This is a genomic window from Luteimonas suaedae, assembly GCF_008312895.1.
GTDB lineage: Bacteria > Pseudomonadota > Gammaproteobacteria > Xanthomonadales > Xanthomonadaceae > Luteimonas > Luteimonas suaedae.
This window is the reverse complement of the sequence record NZ_VSSP01000009.1, coordinates 57443-78228: the sequence shown is the minus strand read 5'-3', so window position 1 is coordinate 78228 and position 20786 is coordinate 57443. Positions and strand designations below refer to the sequence as shown.

15 protein-coding genes and 1 pseudogene are annotated in these 20786 nt (G+C 72.4%); 9 read left to right on the top strand and 7 right to left on the bottom strand.

Going from position 1 to position 20786, the window contains the following annotated elements; genetic code table 11:
• Window positions 1–155: 155 nt before the first annotated feature.
• Window positions 156–917, bottom strand: a complete 762-nt coding sequence (locus FXO19_RS13580; protein WP_149195645.1) for a rhomboid family intramembrane serine protease — start codon at window positions 915–917, stop codon at window positions 156–158.
• A 554-nt stretch (window positions 918–1471) separates the two neighbouring features.
• Here FXO19_RS13580 and FXO19_RS13570 point away from each other — a divergent pair.
• A complete protein-coding gene (locus FXO19_RS13570) occupies window positions 1472–2644 on the top strand; it encodes a class I SAM-dependent rRNA methyltransferase (protein WP_149195643.1) in 1173 nt (390 codons plus the stop codon).
• A gap of 98 nt (window positions 2645–2742) precedes the next feature.
• Window positions 2743–4782 carry an NHL repeat-containing protein gene (locus tag FXO19_RS13565; RefSeq protein ID WP_149195752.1) on the top strand — a complete coding sequence of 680 codons (2040 nt, stop codon included), beginning with the start codon at window positions 2743–2745 and terminating at the stop codon, window positions 4780–4782.
• A 198-nt stretch (window positions 4783–4980) separates the two neighbouring features.
• On the opposite strand, the gene FXO19_RS13560 is transcribed toward FXO19_RS13565, so the two are convergent.
• The gene (locus FXO19_RS13560; protein WP_149195642.1) at window positions 4981–5898 is read right to left on the bottom strand and encodes a DMT family transporter; all 918 of its coding nucleotides are present in this window, start codon (window positions 5896–5898) and stop codon (window positions 4981–4983) included.
• Window positions 5899–5988: 90 nt separating this feature from the next.
• Here FXO19_RS13560 and FXO19_RS13555 point away from each other — a divergent pair, with 90 nt between their 5' ends.
• The 4 genes and pseudogenes from FXO19_RS13555 to FXO19_RS13540 all read left to right on the top strand — a co-directional run.
• Window positions 5989–6948 (top strand): LysR family transcriptional regulator, encoded by a 960-nt coding sequence (locus FXO19_RS13555; RefSeq protein WP_149195641.1) that lies wholly within the window; start codon window positions 5989–5991, stop codon window positions 6946–6948.
• 145 nt (window positions 6949–7093) lie between these two features.
• A complete protein-coding gene (locus FXO19_RS13550) occupies window positions 7094–8239 on the top strand; it encodes an aldo/keto reductase (RefSeq protein ID WP_187775789.1) in 1146 nt (381 codons plus the stop codon).
• A gap of 322 nt (window positions 8240–8561) precedes the next feature.
• On the top strand, window positions 8562–9227 hold the full coding sequence (locus FXO19_RS13545; RefSeq protein WP_149195640.1) for a hypothetical protein: 666 nt from the start codon (window positions 8562–8564) through the stop codon (window positions 9225–9227).
• Between the two features lie 179 nt (window positions 9228–9406).
• Window positions 9407–9568, top strand: a pseudogene (locus FXO19_RS13540) (aldo/keto reductase); the annotation flags it as partial.
• A gap of 118 nt (window positions 9569–9686) precedes the next feature.
• On the opposite strand, the gene FXO19_RS13535 reads toward FXO19_RS13540, so the two are convergent.
• Complete coding sequence (locus FXO19_RS13535; protein WP_149195639.1) at window positions 9687–10175, bottom strand: Lrp/AsnC family transcriptional regulator; 489 nt, start codon at window positions 10173–10175, stop codon at window positions 9687–9689.
• A 316-nt stretch (window positions 10176–10491) separates the two neighbouring features.
• Here FXO19_RS13535 and FXO19_RS13530 point away from each other — a divergent pair, with 316 nt between their 5' ends.
• From FXO19_RS13530 to FXO19_RS13520, 3 genes are all read left to right on the top strand, one after another.
• Window positions 10492–12732 (top strand): TonB-dependent receptor, encoded by a 2241-nt coding sequence (locus FXO19_RS13530; protein WP_149195638.1) that lies wholly within the window; start codon window positions 10492–10494, stop codon window positions 12730–12732.
• Window positions 12733–12788: 56 nt separating this feature from the next.
• Entirely contained in the window at window positions 12789–14213 is a 1425-nt protein-coding gene (locus FXO19_RS13525) for an amidase family protein (RefSeq protein ID WP_187775788.1), read from the top strand.
• Between the two features lie 138 nt (window positions 14214–14351).
• Window positions 14352–16403 (top strand): S9 family peptidase, encoded by a 2052-nt coding sequence (locus tag FXO19_RS13520; RefSeq protein ID WP_187775787.1) that lies wholly within the window; start codon window positions 14352–14354, stop codon window positions 16401–16403.
• A 263-nt stretch (window positions 16404–16666) separates the two neighbouring features.
• Here FXO19_RS13520 and FXO19_RS13515 read toward each other — a convergent pair whose 3' ends face one another.
• The 4 genes from FXO19_RS13515 to FXO19_RS13500 all read right to left on the bottom strand — a co-directional run bounded on the left by FXO19_RS13515 (window position 16667) and on the right by FXO19_RS13500 (window position 20771).
• Complete coding sequence (locus FXO19_RS13515; protein ID WP_223115516.1) at window positions 16667–17209, bottom strand: DinB family protein; 543 nt, start codon at window positions 17207–17209, stop codon at window positions 16667–16669.
• Between the two features lie 163 nt (window positions 17210–17372).
• Window positions 17373–18341: an N-acetylglucosamine kinase gene (locus FXO19_RS13510; RefSeq protein ID WP_149195634.1), complete on the bottom strand. Its 969-nt coding sequence runs from the start codon at window positions 18339–18341 to the stop codon at window positions 17373–17375.
• Window positions 18338–19495, bottom strand: coding sequence for an SIS domain-containing protein (locus tag FXO19_RS13505; protein ID WP_149195633.1), 1158 nt, complete (start codon window positions 19493–19495; stop codon window positions 18338–18340). Before FXO19_RS13505 ends, FXO19_RS13510 begins: the two co-directional genes overlap by 4 nt.
• Window positions 19482–20771: a D-tagatose-bisphosphate aldolase, class II, non-catalytic subunit gene (locus FXO19_RS13500; protein WP_149195632.1), complete on the bottom strand. Its 1290-nt coding sequence runs from the start codon at window positions 20769–20771 to the stop codon at window positions 19482–19484. Before FXO19_RS13500 ends, FXO19_RS13505 begins: the two co-directional genes overlap by 14 nt.
• Window positions 20772–20786 lie beyond the last annotated feature (15 nt).

Here is a 20786-nt window from a genome sequence, read left to right as displayed (position 1 = left end):
GCTGTTGCCACGGATTGATCCGGATCAACGCAGCACGAGTCGGCTATCTCCCTTGGACAGCTCTATCCGCGCTGATCCGCGTCAATCGGTGGCCCAACGGTCTTTTGGAACGCGTTCCAGCCGCGCGCGGATCGCACGGCGCCGCCGTGCCGGCATCAGTCGCGTTCTCGGCGCCGGTCCGGGAACGACAGCACCGTGCCGCGCGGCTCTTCCGGCCGCTCCCACAGCACCGGGACGTCCCGCGGCGGCGGCGGCTCGAGGGTGTCGTCGTGGGCGCCGAGCTCCAGGTCGTCCTCGTCCTCCCAGCTGTAGCGGCGCCGCGGCGCCTGCGGGTCGGCGCGGCGGAACAGCCAGGCGGCGAGGATGCCGCCGAGCGCGCCGCCCAGATGCGACTGCCAGGACACGCCCGGCTCCTGCGGCAGCACCGTCAGCAGCATGCCGCCATAGAAGAAGAACGCGATCATGCCGGCGGCGATCGACGGCCGGTCGCGGCGCAGCAGCCCGAGGACGAAGATCAGGAACATCAATCCATGGGTGACGCCGCTGGCGCCGAGGTGGCGCGAGCCCGGCTCGCCCAGCCACCACGCGCACAATCCCGCGCCGAGCCACATCAGCGGCAGCGCGCGCACGGTCGCGCGCGGATAGACGGAGAACGCCAGCGTGCCCAGCAGCAGCAGCGCGGAGGCATTGGCGATCAGGTGCGCAGGCGAGCCGTGCAGCAGCGGCGCGGTCAATACGCCCAGCAGGCCCGGCAACGACTGCGGCACGATCGCGAACGGTCGCCAGTCGAGCATGCCCTGCACGCCGAACATCACCGCCAGCAGTGCGAGGAAGGCGATGCTGATCTTCAGCGCACCGCCGATCCGGCGGCGATCGGCGGCGCGCTGCGCCTCGGGATCGATCGGCGCGTCGGGCATGTCCAGGTGCATGGAGCAGAGGATGGCGGCAGATCGGGAGGATGCAAGGGTGGTTGGGGGCCGGGATTCGGGATTCTGTAATTCGGGATTCGAAGGGCGAAGGCGGAAGCACCCGCGCCGTCATCCCGATGAAATTCGGAAGACGGGAAGCGGAAGCACCCACACCGTCATCAGCTCCCGCACCGTCATCCCGGCGAAGGCCGGGATCCAGTGGCTTTCCCGGCGCGTCGAAATGGATCCCGGCCTTCGCCGGGATGACGAGCAAGCGCGACGCGCTCTTTCGCGAGAGTGCGCAAGCGCCCAGGCCGCCATCCCGGTGGGATTCGGAGGACGGGAGGCGGAAGCGCCCACACCGTCATCCCAGTGGATTCGGAAGACGGGAAGCGTAAGCACCCGCACCGTCATCCCGGCGAAGGCCGGGATCCAGGGCTTTCCCGGCGCGTCAAAATGGATCCCGGCCTTCGCCGGGATGACGAGCAAGCGCGATACGCGCTTTCCCGAATCCCGAATCCCGAATCCCGAATCCCGAAGCACCTGCAGCGTAGAATTCCCCGATGACCTCGCAGCCTCTCACCACCGTCCGCCTCAAGAACGCCTGGCGCTCCAGCCACCCATGGATCTTCCAGCGCCTGGTGGAGAAGCCCGCGCAGCGGCCCAAGCCCGGCAGCATCGTCGACGTGGTCGGGGTCGACGGCGAATGGATCGGCCGCGGCTTCTACAACGGCCATTCGCGGATCGCGGTGCGGATCCTGGAGCGCAATCCGGACATCGCGGTCGATGCCGCCTGGTTCGCGGACAAGATCGCGGCGGCGGTGCGGCTGCGGCGCGAGGTCCTGCGGCTGGACGAGGTGTCCGACGCCTGGCGCGTGGTGCACAGCGAGGGCGACGGGCTCAGCGGGCTGGTGGTCGACCGCTACGGCGACCTGCTGGTGGTCGAGTACTTCAGCGCCGGCATGTTCCGCCACCGCGAGTGGATCCACGCCGCGCTGCGCGAGCAGTTCCCCGGCTGCCGCTTCCACGGCTTCGCCGACGAGCACGTGCAGAAGCAGGAGAGCTTCGATTTCCGCGGCACCGAGCCGGCCGCGCCCGCGATCATCAGCGAACACGGGGTGAAGTTCCGCGCCGATCCCGCCGGCGCGCACAAGACCGGGTTCTTCGCCGACCAGCGCGACAACCGGCAGTGGTTCGCGCAGCAGATCGCCGGCCGCCGCGTGCTCGACCTGTGCTGCAACACCGGCGGCTTCGCCGTGTACGCGGCGGTGCGCGGGGCGAGTGAAGTGGTCGGCGTCGACATCGACCAGGACGTGCTCGACATCGCCCACGGCAACGCCAAGCTCAACGACGTGCGCGTGCGCTGGGTGCAGGCCGACATCTTCCCGTGGCTGCGCGATGCCGCCGTCGCCGGCGAGCGCTTCGACGCGGTGGTGCTGGATCCGGCCAAGATGACCCGCGACCGCGAGCAGGTGATCCCGGCGCTGAAGAAGTACCTCGACATGAACAAGCTGGCGCTCGGCGTGGTCAAGCCCGGCGGCCTGTTCGCGACCTTCTCCTGCACCGGCCTGGTCAGCGAGGAGCAGTTCCTCGACATGCTGCGCCGCGCCGCGTTCTACGCCGGGCGCACCGTGCAGGTGCTGAAGGTATCCGGCGCCGGCGCCGACCATCCGTTCCTGGCCGACGTGCAGGAGTCGCGGTACCTGAAGGCGGCCTTCTGCCGCGTGCTGGATTGAACCGGCGCCGCCGCGCGCCGCGCCCGTGGGCGCGGCGCGCGCTGCCGGTGGTGCTGCTGCTGACCGCGCTCGCGCTCGGCGCCAGCTTCCTCCTGCCGATGCGCGACCCGCCGCAGCCCAATCCCGGCCCGCCCGCCACCGCGTTCGACTGGCAGGCGCGGATCGCGCCGCTGGCCGGCGACGGGCATCGCGGCCTGCGCGACGGTGACCCGGCGCAGGCGCGCTTCGACGAGCCCTGGGGCCTGGTGCGCGGACCCGACGGCAGCCTGTTCGTCGCCGACGCGGGCGAGGCCAACCGCATCCGCCGGATCGCGCCCGACGGCAGCCTGCATCCGTTCGCCGGTGGCGAGGAAGGTTTCGCCGACGGTCGCGGCGCGGCGGCGGCCTTCCACACGCCGTCGGCGCTGGCGGTGGACGCGGCCGGCAATCTCTACGTGGCCGATACCGGCAACCACGCGATCCGCCGGATCGCCCCGGACGGCCTGGTGAGCACGCTGGCCGGCGATGGCACGCCCGGATTCCGCGACGGCGCGGCGGCGCAGGCGCGCTTCCATGCGCCGATGGGCGTGGCGCTCGACGCGGCCGGCCGGGTCTACGTCGCCGATACCTGGAACGACCGCATCCGCGTGATCGAGCCCGACGGGCAGGTGCGCACCGTCGCCGGCGGGGACCGGCCCGGGTTCCGCAACGGCTGGGGCGGGCAGGCGCGTTTCGACACGCCGGCGGCGCTCGCCGTGGCCGGCGACGGCACCGTCTGGGTCGCCGATACCGGCAACCGCGCCCTGCGGCGCATCGACCCGGATGGCGCCGTCGACACCTGGCGGCCTTCGCCATGGGAATGGCGGGAAGAAGAGCGCGACGGCTTTGGCCGTCCGCTGGCGCTGGCGGCGACCCATGACGGGCATCTCTACGTCGCCGAACTCTCGCCGGGCCGCGTGCTGCAGTTGACCGCCGACGGCCGCACCCGTGTGCTGGCCGGCGACGGGGCCGCGCCATGGTTCGCGCGGCCCTCGGCGCTGTGGCTGGAGCCCGACGGCAGCCTCCTGCTGGCCGATGCCGCAGGCCACCGCCTGCACCGGCTGGCGCCGCGGGCGGGCGCCGCCGCCGACGGTCCGGTCGGGCCGGCGCCCGGGCGCGCGCTGCCCGACACCGGCCAGCGCTGGCCGCTTGCGCCACAGGACGGCTGGCACGAAGTGGTCGGCACGCTCGGCGAGGTGCGCGGCAATTTTCGCGGCGAGAGCCGCAACCATCTGCACAACGGCCTGGACGTCCGCGGCGACGTCGGCGCCCGGGTGCTGGCCATCGCCGACGGCAAGGTCGCCACGCCGCTGGCCGCCTGGAGCTTCGGCGGACAGGCCGAGGGCATGGCGATCGGCGAGCTGGCCTATGTGCACATGCGCGTCGGACGCACGCCGCAGGGGCGCAATCTCGATCCGGACAGGTTCCAGATCCTTGCCGACGACGACGGTCGTCCAGAGCGGGTGCGCGTTCCGCGCGGCACCCGCTTCGCCGCCGGCGACGCGCTGGGCACGATCAACGCGCAGGCGCACGTGCACCTGATCGTCGGTCCCTATGGCTACCAGCACAACGCGATCCGGCTCGGCCTGCGCAATTTCGTCGACAGCGTGCCGCCGCGGATCGACGGCGTGTTCCTGCTCGACGAGCGCGACCAGCCGCTCGACCGCCGCGAGAACGGCCGCGTGCTGGTGCCGCAGGACGGCGGTGGCGTGCAGGTCGTCGTCGATGCCTGGGACCAGGTGAACGGCAATCTCGCCCGCCGTCGGCTCGGCCTGCACCGCGTCGGCTACCAGATCCTCGCGGCCGACGGCAGCATGTTGCCGGGCCTGGCGGCGCCGGCGATGAACCTCGATTTCTCGCGCATGCCCGCGCATCCGGATGCGGTGAAAGTCGCCTACGCCGCCAACAGCGGCATCACCGTGCACGGCGCCGCCCGCACGCGGTTCCTGTACGTGGCCAGCAATCGCGTGCGTGCCGACGAACTGGCGGTCTCGCACTGGCAGCCGGCCGACCTCGCGCCGGGCGACTACATCATCCGCGCCTTCGGCGAGGACCACAGCGGCAATCAGGCCGTCGGCACCCGCGACCTGCCGGTGACGGTGCGCGCCGCGATGCCGTAGCGGCACCATCAGCCCCAGCAGCGGCCACACGCAGCCCAGCCGGACCAGGTCGGCGCCGTCGTGCAGGGCGGCGAACCGTTCCCGGCCGACGCGCAGGAGTCGCGCGATCTGAAGGCCGCGTCCTGCCGGGTGCTGGATCGACCGCAGCCGCGGCCAGCTCGGCGAGTGCAGTCCGAGCCGGTCGCCTTGAGGAGATGATCAGCGGGCGGGAACCGGATGCCCCGCCATCGCAGATGCTGCCGCCGCGGCGGGACGGTTGCCGATCGCGACGCCGGCGAACACCAGCGCCAACGCCGGCCAGAACAGCGCGCCGAGCGCGTCGCCGAACACCAGCGCGCTCGCGGCCACGCCGGTCAGCGCGATCACGTAGCCGATCTGGCTGAACGCGGCGGCGCCGGCGACGCGCTGCAGGGTCGAGGCGGCAAGGCTGCCGGCGATGGTGATTGTCACCAGTGCGGCCAGCAGCGGCCAGAGCGGCAGCAGTTCGGCGCTCCCGGCGGCGGGCCGGGCGAAGAACAGCGGCAACAGCAGCAGGCCTTGGGCCAGCAGGGTGCCGGCCGCCGCGGCGGGCGCGGGCAGGCGGTCCGGCCAGCGGCGCGAACGGTAGACGTTGCCGGCCGCGAGCAGCACGGGGACGCCGAGCGCGAGCGCCAGGGCCAGGCCCTGCTCGGGGCCGACCGTCTGCGCGCGTGGCACCAGCACCAGCAGCACCCCGGCCAGGCCGATCCCGATCCCGAGCGCAGTCGTGGGTGCCGGCAGCCGCCGATCCAGGCCGGCATTGATGAGCGTGGTGAACATGGGCGACAGCGTCACCGCCACGGTGAAGACGCCGGCCGGGATCCGCGCCAGCACCCATTGCCCGAGCAGCGGGCCGGCGGCGATGCCGATCAGCGCTGCCACCAGCAGGTAGCGCCAGGTGTCGCGGCGGAACGGCAGTGTGCCGCCGCCGAGCTTGAGTGCGATGCCGAGGAACAGGCCGGCGCCGCCGACCTGGACCAGTGCAATCGCAGCCGGATTGGCGCCGGCGTCGAGCAGCAACTTGGCGACGACGAAGCCGCTGCCGATCAGGCCGCCGGCGGCGAGGGTGAGGGCGAAGCGTTGTGCGGTGGCGTTCATGGAAGCGCTCCGGTGGGCGGGGGTGCGGTTCCAAGGTAGTGAGGCGGCCGGCGCGGATAATCGGCCCTGGAGTGGCTAGACTGTTTCCCCATGTCAACAATCCCGCAGGCCCGACTGCCCACGCCCGACCTGCCCGGTCTGCTCGCCTTCGTCCGGGTGGCGGAGCTGGGCAGCTTCGTGCGCGCGGCCGATGCGCTGGGCCTGTCGAAGGCCGCCGTCAGCAAGCAGGTCTCGGCGCTGGAGCGCCGGCTCGGCACGCGCCTGCTGCACCGAACCACGCGCCGGCTCAGCCTCACCGAGGCCGGGCAGCTGTACCTGCGGCACGCGCAGACCGCGTTCGCCGAAGCGCGCGCGGCCGAGGACGCGGTGGCCGGCAGCGAGCGCGAGCCGCAGGGGCGCTTGCGGGTGACGGTGCCGATGACCTTCGGCCTGCTGCACGTCGCCCCGCACGCGGCCGCGTTCCTGGCGCGCCATCGGCAGGTGACGCTGGACCTGCAGTTCGACGATCGCCAGCTCGATCCGGTGCAGGCAGGCTTCGACCTAGCGATCCGGCTCGGCCGGCTGGCGGATTCGAGCCTGGTCGCACGCCGCATCGCGCGCAGCCCGGTGCTGCTGTGCGCCGCGCCGGATTACCTCGATCGCGCCGGCCGTCCGCAGCGGCCGGACGAACTGAGCGGACACGACTGCCTGCATTTCAGCCTCGCGGTGAGCGGCCGCACCTGGGAGTTCACGCGTGCCGGTGACGTGGTGCGCGTGGCCCTGGGTGCGCGCCTGGACGCCAACTCCAGTCTCGCGCTGAAGGCCGCCGCGATCGCCGGCGCCGGCATCGCCCGCATCCCTGCCTTCGCCGTCGCCGATGCATTGGCCAGCGGGGAGCTGGAGTCGGTGCTGCCGGACTGGGCCATGCCCGGCCTCGACGTGCACGCGGTGATGCCGGCGCGTCGCTACGTGCCGGCCAAGGCACGCGCCTTCGTCGAGTTCCTGGTCGAGGCCTGGCGGGCGACGCCGGATTGGCGGCGGCCGTCGGCCGGCGCGATGCGCCGCGACTGATGCGCGCGGCGCCGGCAGATCGCCGCGCGCCGATGACGTCACGGTCACCGCGCCCCGGCTATACAGCGACGGCAACGGCTACGTCCGGCGCTCGAACGCGGTTCGCGTCGCGCCACCGTCATCCCCGCCCATTCGGAGACCATCGATGAACGCCCGCCGCTGCTTCCTGGCCGCCGCCGCCCTCGGCACCGCCGCCGTCGTCCTCGCGCCGCGGATGGCGCGCGCGCAGGGCGGTCCCGGCAGCGTCATGCGTACGCGCGGCGAGCTGCGCAGCCCCCCGCTGCCGGCCGCCGCCGCCCGCGGCGGCCGTTACCGGCCGCCGACCCGGCTGGGGCTGGGCGGCGTGGCGATCGGCAACGGCTTCGCGCCGGCCAGCGACGCGCAATGCCAGGACACCCTGCAGGCCGCCTACGACAGCGGCGCACGCTATTTCGACACCTCGCCCTGGTACGGCCTGGGCCTGAGCGAGCGTCGCTTCGGCCGCTTCCTGCACACGCTGGATCCGGACGACTACGCGATCTCGACCAAGGTCGGGCGCCTGCTGACCGCCACCGACGATCCGCCGCAGACGCAGTGGCAGGACCCGGCGCCGTTCGACTACACCTACGACTACAGCGCCGCCGCCACCCGCCGCTCGATCGAGGACAGCCTGCAACGCCTCGGGATTCCGCGCATCGACGTCGTCTTCATCCACGACCTGTCGCCGGACAACGAGCAGGACCTGGGCATGCCGTGGGAACAGCGCTTCGCCGAAGCCGCGAAAGGCGCGATGCCGGAGCTGACGAAGATGCGCGAGGAGGGCCTGATCAAGGCCTGGGGCTTCGGCGTCAACCGGCCCGAGCCGGCGCTGCGCGCGATCGAAGAAGCCGACCCCGACATCTTCCTGCTCGCCTGCCAGTACTCGCTGCTCGACCATGCGCAGGCGCTGCACGAGACCTTCCCGAAAATCGCCGCGCACGGGGCCTCGGTAGTGGTCGGATCGCCGCTGCTGGCCGGCTATCTCGCCGGCCGCGAGCGCTACCTGTACGACGGCACGATTCCGGACTGGGCGCCGGACAAGCGCGCGCGGGTCGCCGCGATCGCCGACGCGCACGGCATCGACCTGCGCACCGCCGCGCTGCAGTTCGCCGCCGCGCCGGAGGTGGTTTCGGCGGTGATCCCCGGCGCGCGCACCGCCGAGCAGGCGCGGCAGAACGCGCGCTCGATGCGGGTGCGGATTCCCGGCGACTTCTGGGCCGAACTGAAGGTCGAGCAGCTGATCGAGGCGGACGCGCCAGTGCCGGCGGTTTGAGGCGCCGGCACCGCTGGGGGGCAGGCGACCTTGCACCCGGTGCCGGGTGAAATCCGGTGGACGCCGCGATTCCGGACCGGCAGGCGCGCCGGTCACCGCAATTCGCGGATGGCGGACTGCCCGCGGCCTCGCGCGCGTGGCGCGCTCCTACGGCGCGGCGGTCGTGCACACACGGTAAGAGCGCCCCGGGCGCGATATCGCGGGTGCCGGAAGCGGCGTGCCGCGCTACAGTGGCGGCATCCGGCTGCCGCGGTTTCTGTTTCGTTCCGTCGTATACGAAAATCCCGCCCCGGAAAAGCACAGACAAGGAGTTCACGGAATGATGACAGGGAAGACGTGGCCGCTGGCGGCGGCCGTACTCGCCATTGCGCTGGTGCCGGGCTGCGAAGGCACGCGCGAACCGGAGCCGCAGGAAGTGGCCGCGGTCAGCGACTTCGAGATCGGCCATCGTCCCGCACTCGGCGGTGCCGACGTGGCCCGCGCCATCCTGGCCACCGGCGGCATGGCGGACCCCGATGCGATGCCGGTCTACTCGGACATCGAGTTCTTCCCGCTCGTCCACGCCGACGCGCTGGAGGCGATGGCCGGCCCCCGGCAGCTGCGCCGCCACGACATCGAGCCGGATTTCTCGGCCATCGATTTCGACAGGCAGTTCGCTTTCCTGGTGGCCCATCCCAACGCGAGCGGCTCCTATCGGGCGATGTCCAGCGGACAGTACGCCACCTACTTCAGCTCGGTGCGGGTGTCCTACCCGGACGACCGCGTGCGGGTGCACCTGTCCGGCAGCCGGTTGGGCGGCCTGGATCCGATCACCGCGCTGACCGCCCGCTGGGAAGGCAAGATCTATCCGATCGACCGCCATGGCCGGGATCTGCTCGAGGTCCGGCTGGACAATAACGTCTACACCTATGCGCTCGCCGCACCGGAGGACGACGCGCCTCCGGCAGACGGCGCCGCTTCCGGCCCGGCCGCCGCCGATCCGAACTGACGGTTCGGCGTCGATCGCGGCGGATGCCGCGCCGCCGGCCATGGTCAGTGTGGTGATCCCCGGCGCGCGCACCTATGCGCTCGCCGCACCGGAGGACGACGCGCCTCCGGCAGACGGCGCCGCTTCCGGCCCGGCCGCCGCCGATCCGAACTGACGGTTCGGCGTCGATCGCGGCGGATGCCGCGCCGCCGGCCATGGTCAGTGTGGTGATCCCCGGCGCGCGCACCGCCGAGCAGGCGCGGCAGAACGCACGCTCGATGCGGGTGCGGATTCCCGGCGACTTCTGGGCCGAACTGAAGGCCGAGCAGCTGATCGAGGCGGACGCGCCGGTCCCCGCCTAGGGAATCTCTGAACAACTCGGCTCTTGATCGTCATTCCCGCCTTCGCGGGGATGACGGCGGTTATTCAGACCTTCCCTAGCGCTCGCGCGCCGGCAGGAAGCGCGGCGGCGAACGCTCCTCAGGCCCGGGTCGGCTTCGACGCCAGCGGGTAGCCGCTGAACGGCTTCACCTCGTCCATCAGGAAGTGCGAGACGATCTTCTCCACGCCGTAGTCACCGCCGAGCAGTGCGCGGGCGATGTCCTTCCACTCGTGCACGTCGTTGACGATCACCCGCAGCATGTAGTCGTAGGCGCCGCTCACCCGCGAGGCCTCGACCACCTCGGGCATCGCCAGGATGCGCTGGTCGAAGGCGCTGAAGCCGTCCAGCGCATGGTGCTTGAAGGACACCTGCGCCAGGACGATCGTCGCCGAGCGGATCCGGTCCACCGCCACCTGCGCGCGATAGCCGTTGATCAGGCCGCGGGCCTCCAGCGCGCGCACCCGGCTCAGGCAGGCGCTGGGCGAGAGCGCGACCTGGTCGGCGAGCGCCTGGTTGGTGATGCGCGCGTCCTGCTGCAACACGTTGAGGATCTTCAGGTCGGTGCGGTCGAGGTTGCGGGACGACATCGGCGGCTGCGTTCGGGAGCGTGACCCCGAGTCTAATCGCGCCGACGCGCGGCCGGCGGCGCCGCAGATTCTGTGGAATTGCCCCCCGCCGGCCGGACATCCTGCGTTATTTCACCGGCGCAGGCGCAGGATCGCGCAGCCTGGATCGGCGAAAGGCAAGCGCAATCAACGGTTTGGGCGAAAGCGCTGGCGCGCGGGCGGTGGTGGACACGGTGGCGCACGTCATCTCTGATGAAACGGCCGCGTGCCCGCGCCGCCACCGGCGCGGACCTCTTCCAGCTCCGCAGCGCCGCCTGCCGCAACAAGGGGAACGAACATGAAGTCTTTCGCCGTGCATCCTCTCGGCCTTTCGATCTGCGGTTGCCTCGGCCTGCTGGCCGCGGCATCGGCGACGGCGCAGTCCGGACCCGAGGCGGCGGAGTCCGCCGAAGCGGTGACGCTCGATCGCATCATCGTCACCGCCGGCAAGCGCGAGGAGTCGGTGCGCGAAGTCTCCGGCTCGGTTTCCGCGGTCACCGGCCAGCAGCTGCAGGACAGCGGCGCGCAGAGCCTGGCCGACTACGTGCAGCGCACCCCCGGCGTGGTCTTCAACAGCTACCAGCCGGGCGTGTCGCACGTGGTGGTGCGCGGCATCGCCACCAGCGCCGGCAACGTGCAGGGCCAGACCACCACCGGCTACTTCCTCAACGACGTGCCGCTGACCGAGCCCGGCTGGACCATCGCGGTGCCGGACGTCGACACCTTCGACCTCGACCGCGTCGAGGTGCTGCGCGGGCCGCAGGGCACGCTGTTCGGCTCGGCGTCGATGGGCGGCGCGATCAACTACATCGCCAACCTGGCCGATGCCGGCGGCTTCGACGCCGCGCTGGAAAGCACCGTCAGCAAGACCCGCAATGCCGACCTGGGCTACAGCGGCAAGGCGATGGTCAACCTGCCGATCGCCGAGGACGTGTTCGCGGTACGCGGCGTGGTGAACTATCGCTCCGATCCGGGCTATCTCGACAATGTCGGCACCGGCGTCGATGGCGCCAACGACGCCACCGTGGCCGGCGGCCGGCTCTCGGCAGTGCTGACGCCGGGCGAGGCCACCACCGTCACCTGGCTCAGCCTGTTCCAGCAGATCGATTCGGACGACAACGCCTATCGCATGCCGGCGCTCGGCGACCTGGTGCGCGATACCGCCATCCCCGAGTCCACCGACACCGACGTCACCATCCACAGCCTGCGCCTGGACCACGACTTCGGCTGGGCCGGCCTGACCGCGCTGGCGGCCTGGCAGGAGAAGTCGCAGGACTGGCGCTTCGACTTCACCCCGTACCGCGCCGGCTACAACGCCGACCTCGACCTCGACCTGACCGAGCCGCTGTACATCGCCTCCGGCGGCGAGAGCGAGGGCCGCAGCTTCGAGCTGCGGCTGGCCTCGCCCTCCGGCGGGCGCTTCGAGTGGCTGGTCGGCGCGATGCTGTTCGACACCGACAAGTCGCTGCACGAGCAGCTCGGCGCCGCCGGCGCGGCCGGCGCGTTCGACCGCTCCGCGCTGTTCGGCCCCGGCAGCGGCGCGGTCATCGCGCCGGACGGCGAGATCTTCAATGCCTTCTACACTGAACTGGAAGGCACGGAGAAGGCGCTGTTCGGCGAGGCCTCGGTGCATTTCAACCCGCGCTGGAAGCTGACCCTCGGTGGCCGCGCCTTCCGCACCGAGGTCGAGGAGACGGCCACCGAGGTCGGCTTCGGCACGTACCCGGGGGCGCCGCGGGTGTCGAGCTCGCGCACCGAGGAGAGCGGCTTCAATCCCAAGGCCGCGCTGACCTGGACCCCGCGCGAGGACCTGATGGTCTACGGCCTGGTCTCGGAAGGCTTCCGCTTCGGCACGCCGAACACGCCGGGGCTGAGCGCGTATCCGGTTCCCGACGGCTCCGGCAGCGACGCGCTGACCAACTACGAGCTCGGCGTGCGCACCGCCTGGCTCGACAACCGGCTGCTGCTCGATGCCACCGCCTTCTACGTCGACTGGAGCGACATCCAGTTGCGCCTGCAGACGCCCGACAACTTCAACTACGCCGCCAACGGCGGCAAGGCCAGCAGTCGCGGCATCGAACTGTCCGCGGCGTGGCGACCGAACGCGCAGTTCGACCTGCACAGCGCCGTGACCTGGCAGGAGGCACGACTGGAGGAGGACCTGTTCATCCTCTGGTACGGGACCGCTCCCGCGGGCGGGCGCCTGCCCGGCTCGGCCGACTGGTCGGTCAGCAACGCCGCCAGCTGGCGCTTCGACGCGCGCTGGTATCCGACCCTGACGCTGGCACACCAGTACCTGTCGGAGGGCATCAGCGACCTCAACTCCGCAGTGCCCGGGGTGGTGCCGAACGAACAGGGCGACTACCACCTGGTCGACCTGCGCCTGCGCATGAGCTTCGGCCGCACCGACCTCACCCTGTTCGGCAGCAACCTGTTCGACGAGCGCGGCGTCACCCGCACCGTGCCCGAAGCCAACGGACTCGGGCAGGGCATCGTGCGCCCGCGCACCTTCGGCGTCACCGCGCACTGGCGATTCTGAGCATGCGGTCGTTGTCGACCGGCACCGGGCCGGATGCGGACCGGAAGCCCGCGGCCATGCGCGATGCCGACGCAATGGCGCTGGGCCGGCTGGACGCGCACGCCCAGGCCGCGCTGGTGCGCGCCGGCGAGCTGTCGCCGGCGGAACTGGTGGCGGCCGCGATCATGCGCGCCGAGCGGCTCGATCCGGCGCTCGGCGCTCTCAGTCACCGCGCCTTCGATGCCGCGCGCGAGCGCGCCGCCGCGCTGCGGCCGGGCGCGGACGCAGCGCTGGCCGGCGTGCCATGGCTGGCCAAGGACTCGCTGGACCATCCCGGCATGCCCACGCGCGCCGGATCGCGCAGCGGCGCGGAGATCCTCGCGACCGCCGCGCCGGCCTTCGTGCAACGCCTGTCGGCGCAGGGCCTGGTGGCGATCGGCAAGAGCGCGATGCCGGAATTTGGACTGCTGCCCTCGACCGAACCGCTGCTGGGCCCGGTCACCCGCAATCCCTGGTCGCCGGCGCATTCGCCCGGCGGCTCCAGCGGCGGCGCGGCGGCGGCGGTCGCCGCCGGCATCGTGCCGCTGGCGCACGGCAGCGACGGCGCCGGCTCGATCCGCATGCCGGCCGCCTGCTGTGGCGTGGTCGGGCTCAAGCCCGGCCGCGGCGGCGTGGTCCGCGCGCGCGCGCCGCACCTGCTCGAGGACCTGCTGGTGGGCGACGGGCTGCTGGCGCGCAGCGTGCGCGATGCGGCCTGGGCGTTCGCGGTCGCCCGCCCGGTACTGTCGGCGCCGGTGGCCGCGCCTTCGCCGCGCCGGCTGCGCATCGGCGTGGTCGCGGGCAGCCTGCAGGGCGACGATCCGCACCCGGAGGTGGCGCGCGCGCTGTCCGCCGCCGCCGTGCTGTGCGCGGAGCTCGGCCATACGGTGGAAATCGCGCGCCTGCCGGTGGACGTGGAAGCGGTCGCCGAGGCGCTGCGCACGCTGTGGTCGCAGTTGGCGGCCGACAGCGTCGACCGGGTCACCGCGCAGCTGGGCGCACGTGCGGCCGACCGCGTGCTGGAGCCGTGGACCCGCCAGCTGGCGGCGTGGCATCGGCGGCATTGCGGGACCGACGCGCTGGAGCGTGCCTTCGCCCAGCTCGGCGGCCTGCCGGCGGCGTTCGCCGGCTTCCATCGCGATTGCGACGTCCTGCTGACGCCGGTGGTGCGCACGCCGCCGCCGCCGCTCGGCACCCTGGCGCCCGATCGCGACTTCGAGGCACTGCTGGCGGCGGTGTTCGACTGGATGTCGTACACGCCGCTGCAGAATCTCGCCGGGACGCCCGCAATCTCGCTGCCGCTGGCGACGAGCGCGGACGGGCTGCCGGTCGGCGTGCAGTTCGCCGCCGATCGCGGCGGCGAGGACCTGCTGCTGGCGCTGGCGTACGCGCTGGAAGCGGCGGCGCCGTGGCACGGACGTTGGCCGCCGCACTCGGTGGCATCGCATGCGGAGGCGGGCTGATGGATGGCGCGTACCCGCGACCGGTCCACACTGCATGCCCGCAAGAGGGCACGGCGGTGCTGGCGCGGCATGCGATCGCCGAAAGCGCGGAGCAGCTGTGCGGCGCACTCGAAGGAGGCGGAACGGAATGACGAGCGAATGACCGGCGATCGGAAACGTGGCGGCGTGGCGGTGCGGTGCTGCCGGGGGCGCGTCGCATGCCTCGCTCTGGTCCTGCTGTTCGCGGCAGGCGCGGCGCCGGCGGCGGATTTCACCGCCGCCGACCTCGTCGACCTGAAGCAGGTGTCCGACCCGCAGCTCGCTCCCGGCGCTGCGCGCCTGGCCTACGTGGTCGCGACGCCGCAACCAGAGGGCAAGCCGCCGCGACAGCGGATCTGGCGCCGACCGCTGGAGGGCGCCGCCGGCAGCGTATTGCCGACATCGGCGGACGCCAGCGACCACATGCCGCGCTGGTCGCCGCGCGGCGACACGCTGGCGTTCCTTTCCGATCGCCCGCGCCCGGGCGACGACGACGGGAAGGCGGACGAGTCGGCACCCGTCACCCAGGTCTGGCGCGTGGCCGGCGACGGTGACGCCGCCACGCCGCTGACCGATGCGGCCGGTGGCGTGACTGCCTTCGCCTGGTCGCCGGACGGCCGGGCGCTGACCTACATCGCCGTCGACCCGCTGCCGGCCGCGCAGCAGCGACGGCGCGAACGCAAGGACGATGCGGTCGAGGTCGACCGTCCGCAGCAGTTCGCCCGCCTGTGGCGGCTCGATCCCGCCGCCGGCCCCGCGCGCGTGCTGACCGGCCCCGGCCTGCAGGTGCACGACGCGGCCTGGTCGCCGGACGGCCGCCGGCTGGCGTTGCGGGTCTCCGACGGCACCACCCTCAACCACTACTGGTACCGCTCACGCATCGTGCTGATCGACGCGGATGACGGCCGTCACCTGCGGACCCTGCACGAGCGCGCCGCCGCCGCCGCACCGCAGTGGTCGCCGGACGGGCGCCACCTGCTGTACGCCACGCTCGGGCCGCACGGCATGACCGCGCAGCGGGTGGTACACGATCTCGAAGACGACCGCCGCATTCCGCTCGCCGCCGACTGGCCGGGCACGTTGTGGCAGGCGCGCTGGCAGGGCGACGGCGCGCTGATCGGCCAAGGCCAGCGCGGTGTGCGCGCCAACTTCCTGCGCATCGACGCCGCCGACGGCAGCTGGGAAACGATGGCCGAGGTGCAGGCGTCGTCGCCCATGTTCGACGTGGCCGGCGATGGTCGCGTGGTGTTCGCCGGCATGCGCGACGACGCGCCGGCGGAACTGTGGCTGCTGCAGGACGGCGTCGCCCGCGTCCTCACCGACATCAATCCACAGGTCGCCGGCTGGACCCGCGGCCGGCTGCGCGAACTGTCGTGGCGCAGCTCGCGCGACGACCGCGAGATCGACGGCGTGCTGATGTTGCCGCCGGACTGGCGACCGGGCGCGGGGCCGCTGCCGACCCTGGTACAGATCCACGGCGGCCCGGCCTGGGCCTGGTGGTCGGGCTGGCTCGGCTCCTGGCACGAGTGGGCGCAGCTGCTGGCCGCGCATGGCTACGCGGTGCTCATGCCCAACCCGCGCGGTTCCGAGGGGCGCGGCGCGGCCTTCGCCTGGCTGGCACGCGGCGACTGGGGCGGCGCCGACTTCCAGGACGTGCTCGACGGACTCGACCACATCGCTGCCGAAGGCATCGTCGACCCGCAGCGGGTGGCGATCGGTGGCTGGAGCTATGGCGGGTATCTTTCCGCATGGGCGGCGGCGCACAGCGACCGCTTCCGCACCGCGATCGTCGGCGCCGGGGTGATCGACATCGGCGCGATGGCGCTGACCACCGATACCCCGGACTACCTGCCCGGCTACTTCGGCGACCCGCTGGCCGAGCGCGCCGCCTACGACCGCCATTCGCCGATCCGCCATGTCGATCGTATCGAGATCCCCGTGCTGATCCTGCACGGTGACGAGGACGCGCGCGTGCCGCTGTCCCAGGGCGAGATGCTGTACGGCGCGCTACGCTTCAACGGCAGCCCTGTGGAGATGGTGCGCTACCCGCGCGAGCCGCACTGGTTCCGCGAGCGCGAGCACCAGCGCGACGTGCTCGAGCGCGTGCTGGGCTGGCTCGACCGGCAGCTCGCGGCGCCGCCCGCTCCCACGGCGACCCTCACGCGCGACTAGGGCCTGTTAACGCTTCCCGAGTAGGTCGCGTTGCGCCGCAGTGGCCGCCAGGTGGTGTTGCGCGGCGCGGCGCCTTGCTGACTGCAAGGTCAAGCCGTGCGGCGCCGCATGGCGGCCACTGCGGCGCAACCCGAAGGGCCGGGCCTGAGGCTGCGCGGGGCGGCGTCATCACTCAGTTGCGTATCGACATACGCGCCTTCGTTCTTCCTTGCCCCGCACACCCTCAGGCCCGGCGCGACCTGCTCGGGAAGCGTTAACAGGCCCTAGTGCGGATGCGTGCCGTCGTCCGCGGCCGGCGCCTCCGCAACTGGCAGCAGCGCCAACAGGTCGGTCACGCCCATGTCCACGCCGGCCTGCGACAGCAGCGTGGTGACCTGGCCGCGGTGGTGGGTCTGGTGGTTGAACAGGTGCATCAGCAGGCCGAACGTCTCGCGCTCGAACGCCTTGCCGGCGGTGTTGCGGTAGCGCAGAGGGGTCGCCAGCGCGGCCTCGTCGAGCGCGCCGCTCCAGGCCTCAATCAGCGCGTCCATGCGCCCGCGCGCCGCGGCCAGCGCATCGAGCCGGTCGAACAGCGTCGCGTCCAGCGTCGACGGCACCGGCATCGCCTGCAACTGCGCCAGCAGCGGATGCGCCCCGGGCGCGGCGGCGAAGCGCCGCAGCCAGATCAGGTCGGCGACCAGCAGGTGGTTGAGGGTGCCGAGGATCGAACCGAAGAACGCGCCGCGATCGCGCGCCAGCGCCGCCGCCGGCAGCGTGGCCGCGGCGCGGTACAGCCGTTCGTTCATCCAGCGGTTGTAGCGCGCCATCAGCGCGACATGATCGGGTCGGGACACGTGCGCTCCGTGGTCGGCGGCAAGGTCGCGGGCGCCGAGGATGCCCGGCCCGCGCGCTTGAAGAGCCTGCCCGATGCACCGGAGCGATTGCAATCGCCCTGCGCGCACCGTCGCGCCGGCCTCCGAAGACGAGGCGCTAGCCGGCGATTCCGATGGCAGACCCGCGCTGCCGATCGCGCGCGAGCTGCCTCGCATAGAGCGCCGCACCGTAATGCGGCGGGTGCAGCGGCTGGCGCAGTTCGAATGTCGGACTGGCCGCGCGCAAGGCGGCGACGAACGGCTGCAGCAGCAGGTCGCCGGCACTGAAGGCGCCGCCCGAATACGACAGCGGAACGGTCTCCTGCGGCTCGAACCCCAGCGCCGCACGGAGCGAGGTCGCGATCAGCGCCAGTTCGTGCGCTGCCTGCCGGTAGATGCCGAGTGCGGCCGGGTCGCTGGCCTGCGCCGCCTGCGCCACCAGCGGCGACAGCTGGGCGAGCTCGCCGCGGGCGTAGTGCTGCGTGCCGTACACGTGCGCGCAGATGTCCAGGTCGTGCTCGAGCCGCAACGCCTGCTTGAGAATCGCGTGCAGCGGCCCCTTCGCCAGCCGCCCGTCGCTCATGCGCGAGAAGGCGTTCAGGCCCTGCATGGCGATCCAGTAGGCGGATCCCTCGTCGGAGAACGCCTCGCCCCAGCCGCCCGCGCGGGCCGAGCGCCCGCGGCGCTGCCCGTATCCGATCGACCCGGTACCGGCGACGATGTTGATGCCGTCCGCACAGCCGAGCGACCCGGCCCACCCGCAGACCATGTCGTTGTCGCAGGCGTAGCGGTCGTGGCCGAGGAGCGCGGCCGGAATCGCGTCCAGCAGCGGGGTGATGCGGCTGTCCTCGCCGTGGGCGGGCAGGCCGAAGAAGGCATGCGCGATGTCGCTGCGCTGCGCGCCCGCCAGCGCGAGCACCTGCTCCACGCCGAGCGCCAGGACCTCGCGCACGCCATCGACGCCGGCGTGCGGGTGGTAGGTGGTGCCCAGCCGCGCTTCGGCCAGCAGCCCGGCCTCGTCGTCGATCAGGGCGAACCGGGTCTTGGTTCCGCCGCCGTCGACGCCGAGGAAGCACGCGCCGGTCATGCGGTCGGCGCGTACAGCCGGACGCCCTGCACCACCCGGTTGACCAGGCCCTGGGTGTTCGGGTTGTCCGGCGACAGGCCGAGCGCGCGCGATGCCTCGAAGGCGTAGAGCTGCGCGACCACCACGAACGGCCACAGCAGGTCGACGTCGGCCGCGCCGGCCATGCCGGACACGGCGATGGTGTCCGGATCGGCCCGCCGGGGCTGCGCGGTGACCTCGATGACCCCGGCCGCGCGGCCGTCGCACCGCAGCTCGTCGATCAGGTCGTGGTCGTAGCGCCGGGTGAGCGGATCGTTGGACACGAACACCATCACCAGAGTCCGCGCGGTGATGAAGGTCTTGGGGCCGTGGCGGAACCCGAGCGGCGAGTCGAAGCAGGTGGCCACCGCGCCGTTGGTGAGCTCGCCGAGCTTCAACGCCGCCTCGCGGGCGAGCCCCTGCAGCACGCCACTGCCCAGGTAGGCCACGCGGTCGTAGCCGCACGCGGCCAGTTCCCCGAGCGGGGCATGGGCGCCGGATATCGTGCTTTGTGTCGCCCGGGCGATCGGCCCGATCCTGGCGTCCATCGTTCCCGCCCCGCCCAGCGCCGCCAGCGTGGCGTACATCATGCAGCTGAAGCTGGAGGTCATGGCGAAGCTAGCGTCGTGGGTTTCCTCGGGCAGCTGCAGCGTCATCGCCGTGGCCACCGGGGCGCGGCTCAGCGCGCCCGCGGGATTGCAGGTCACCACCAGGTGCCGTACGTCGGCGACCAGCGACTCGGCCAGCTCCATCGCCGCGATGCTTTCCGGGCTGTTGCCGGAGCGGCCGAAGGACACCAGCAGCAGCGGTTGGTCGGCATCCAGGTACAACCGCGGTGCGCTGACGAGGTCGGTCGTCGGCACCGCGTCCACGCGTGCGGCGAGGCTGCGGTCCAGGACGGGCGCCAGGCACTGGCCGATGTAGGACGAGGTCCCGGCGCCGGTGAGGATGACGCGCGCGCGCGGGTTGCCGGTGACCGGCGCGACAAACGCCTGCAGCCGCGCGTGGAGCGCCGACACCAGGGCGTGCGTGCGCTCCAGCATGCGCGGCTGTTGGGCGATCTCGCGCGCGGTGCAGGCGGCGCCGGTCGCGATGAGTTCGGTTTCGGGAATACCGAGCGATTCAGTGGGAGGCATGGGGGTCACAGGCATCGTTGTAGTCGTCCAGGACCACGTCGATATGGGCCATCGCCAGCGAAAGCGGCGCGTTGGTCGCGGTTTCGTGGCGCAGCGCACGCAGGGCGTGGGGCAAGTATTGGCCGATCAGCGACATCGGCGGCGGGTCGGCATGCAGATTGTCGAACAGCCGCTGTCGCGCCTGTTCGATCGCGGGGTCCGGCCAGTAGTAGCGCATGCGGTCGCTGAGGCTGTAGTCCAGGTCGACCGCCAGCGCGCGGCCCTGGCCGTGGTAGTAGCGCTGCCAGTGCCCGGGCTCGGCGTGCATGCGCTCGCGGACCACCTCGCGCAGCCGCGCCTGCCGGGGCGGGTCGATCCATTCGCGTTCGATCGCGTCCAGCGCCCACAGCGCCTCGCGCAGCGCGAACGTCAGGCCCGGGCCGACCTTGAGGATGGCGAAGTGGTCGCGCACCAGCGCGGCGAGCGCGGGCCGGGTCTGGTAGTCGGTCGAATGCGCCTCGAACACCATGCCCGGCACTCTCTCGATGGCGCGGCTGAGCGGAGCCGCCGCCTCTGGCCGGTAGTCGATCACGTCGTGATGATCGAACTCGACGCCCGGCTGCACCACCGACGCGATCACACGCGGCCATGCGCCATCGAGCCCGGCAGCACTGAACGCATCGCGATGCGCCTGGATCGTCGCCAGCGCCGCTTCCGGCGTCGTCGGCGCCAGGCCCTCGATCGACTCGGTGGCGCCACCCGGCACCGGCACCTCGGTGCCGATGACGTAGACCGGCGCCTCGCCGCCCGCCTGCGCATGGGCGGCTTCTGCCGCCCGGCACAGGCGGACCGCGCGGCGGACGATCTCGGCCTCGGGCAGGGGCTCGGGATCGCCGCTGCAGGCCATCGAGCAGTCCAGGTGGATCTTGCGAAAGCCCGCCGCGACATAGGCCGCGACCATCGTCTCGGCCTTGGCCATCGCCGCACCGGCCGGCAGCGCGGTCCACGGGTTGGGGCCGAGATGGTCGCCGCCCAGCACCAGGCGTGCGCGGTCGAAGCCGACCCGCTCGGCGATGGCGTGCACGAACTCGACGAAGCCGGCCGGGGTCATGCCGGTGTAGCCGCCGTCCTGGTTGACCTGGTTGCAGGTCGCCTCGAACAGCAGGAACGGCCGGTCCGTGCGCAGCGCATGGCGCAGGGCGGCTTCGATGACGATGGGGTGCGCCGAGCAGATCGAGGTCACGCCGGTGGCGTGGCCCTGGGTATGGCGGGCGACGAGGTCGAGCAGGACGTGCATCGGGGGGCGGGTCCG

Excerpts from the sequence above, each read along its gene's own strand:
- FXO19_RS13580 (WP_149195645.1), bottom strand. The coding sequence starts at position 917 with ATGCCCGACGCGCCGATCGATCCCGAGGCGCAGCGCGCCGCCGATCGC.
- FXO19_RS13570 (WP_149195643.1), top strand. The coding sequence starts at position 1,472 with ATGACCTCGCAGCCTCTCACCACCGTCCGCCTCAAGAACGCCTGGCGC.
- FXO19_RS13565 (WP_149195752.1), top strand. The coding sequence starts at position 2,743 with ATGCGCGACCCGCCGCAGCCCAATCCCGGCCCGCCCGCCACCGCGTTC.
- FXO19_RS13560 (WP_149195642.1), bottom strand. The coding sequence starts at position 5,898 with ATGAACGCCACCGCACAACGCTTCGCCCTCACCCTCGCCGCCGGCGGC.
- FXO19_RS13555 (WP_149195641.1), top strand. The coding sequence starts at position 5,989 with ATGTCAACAATCCCGCAGGCCCGACTGCCCACGCCCGACCTGCCCGGT.
- FXO19_RS13550 (WP_187775789.1), top strand. The coding sequence starts at position 7,094 with ATGAACGCCCGCCGCTGCTTCCTGGCCGCCGCCGCCCTCGGCACCGCC.
- FXO19_RS13545 (WP_149195640.1), top strand. The coding sequence starts at position 8,562 with ATGACAGGGAAGACGTGGCCGCTGGCGGCGGCCGTACTCGCCATTGCG.
- FXO19_RS13535 (WP_149195639.1), bottom strand. The coding sequence starts at position 10,175 with ATGTCGTCCCGCAACCTCGACCGCACCGACCTGAAGATCCTCAACGTG.
- FXO19_RS13530 (WP_149195638.1), top strand. The coding sequence starts at position 10,492 with ATGAAGTCTTTCGCCGTGCATCCTCTCGGCCTTTCGATCTGCGGTTGC.
- FXO19_RS13525 (WP_187775788.1), top strand. The coding sequence starts at position 12,789 with ATGCGCGATGCCGACGCAATGGCGCTGGGCCGGCTGGACGCGCACGCC.
- FXO19_RS13520 (WP_187775787.1), top strand. The coding sequence starts at position 14,352 with ATGACCGGCGATCGGAAACGTGGCGGCGTGGCGGTGCGGTGCTGCCGG.
- FXO19_RS13515 (WP_223115516.1), bottom strand. The coding sequence starts at position 17,209 with ATGGCGCGCTACAACCGCTGGATGAACGAACGGCTGTACCGCGCCGCG.
- FXO19_RS13510 (WP_149195634.1), bottom strand. The coding sequence starts at position 18,341 with ATGACCGGCGCGTGCTTCCTCGGCGTCGACGGCGGCGGAACCAAGACC.
- FXO19_RS13505 (WP_149195633.1), bottom strand. The coding sequence starts at position 19,495 with ATGCCTCCCACTGAATCGCTCGGTATTCCCGAAACCGAACTCATCGCG.
- FXO19_RS13500 (WP_149195632.1), bottom strand. The coding sequence starts at position 20,771 with ATGCACGTCCTGCTCGACCTCGTCGCCCGCCATACCCAGGGCCACGCC.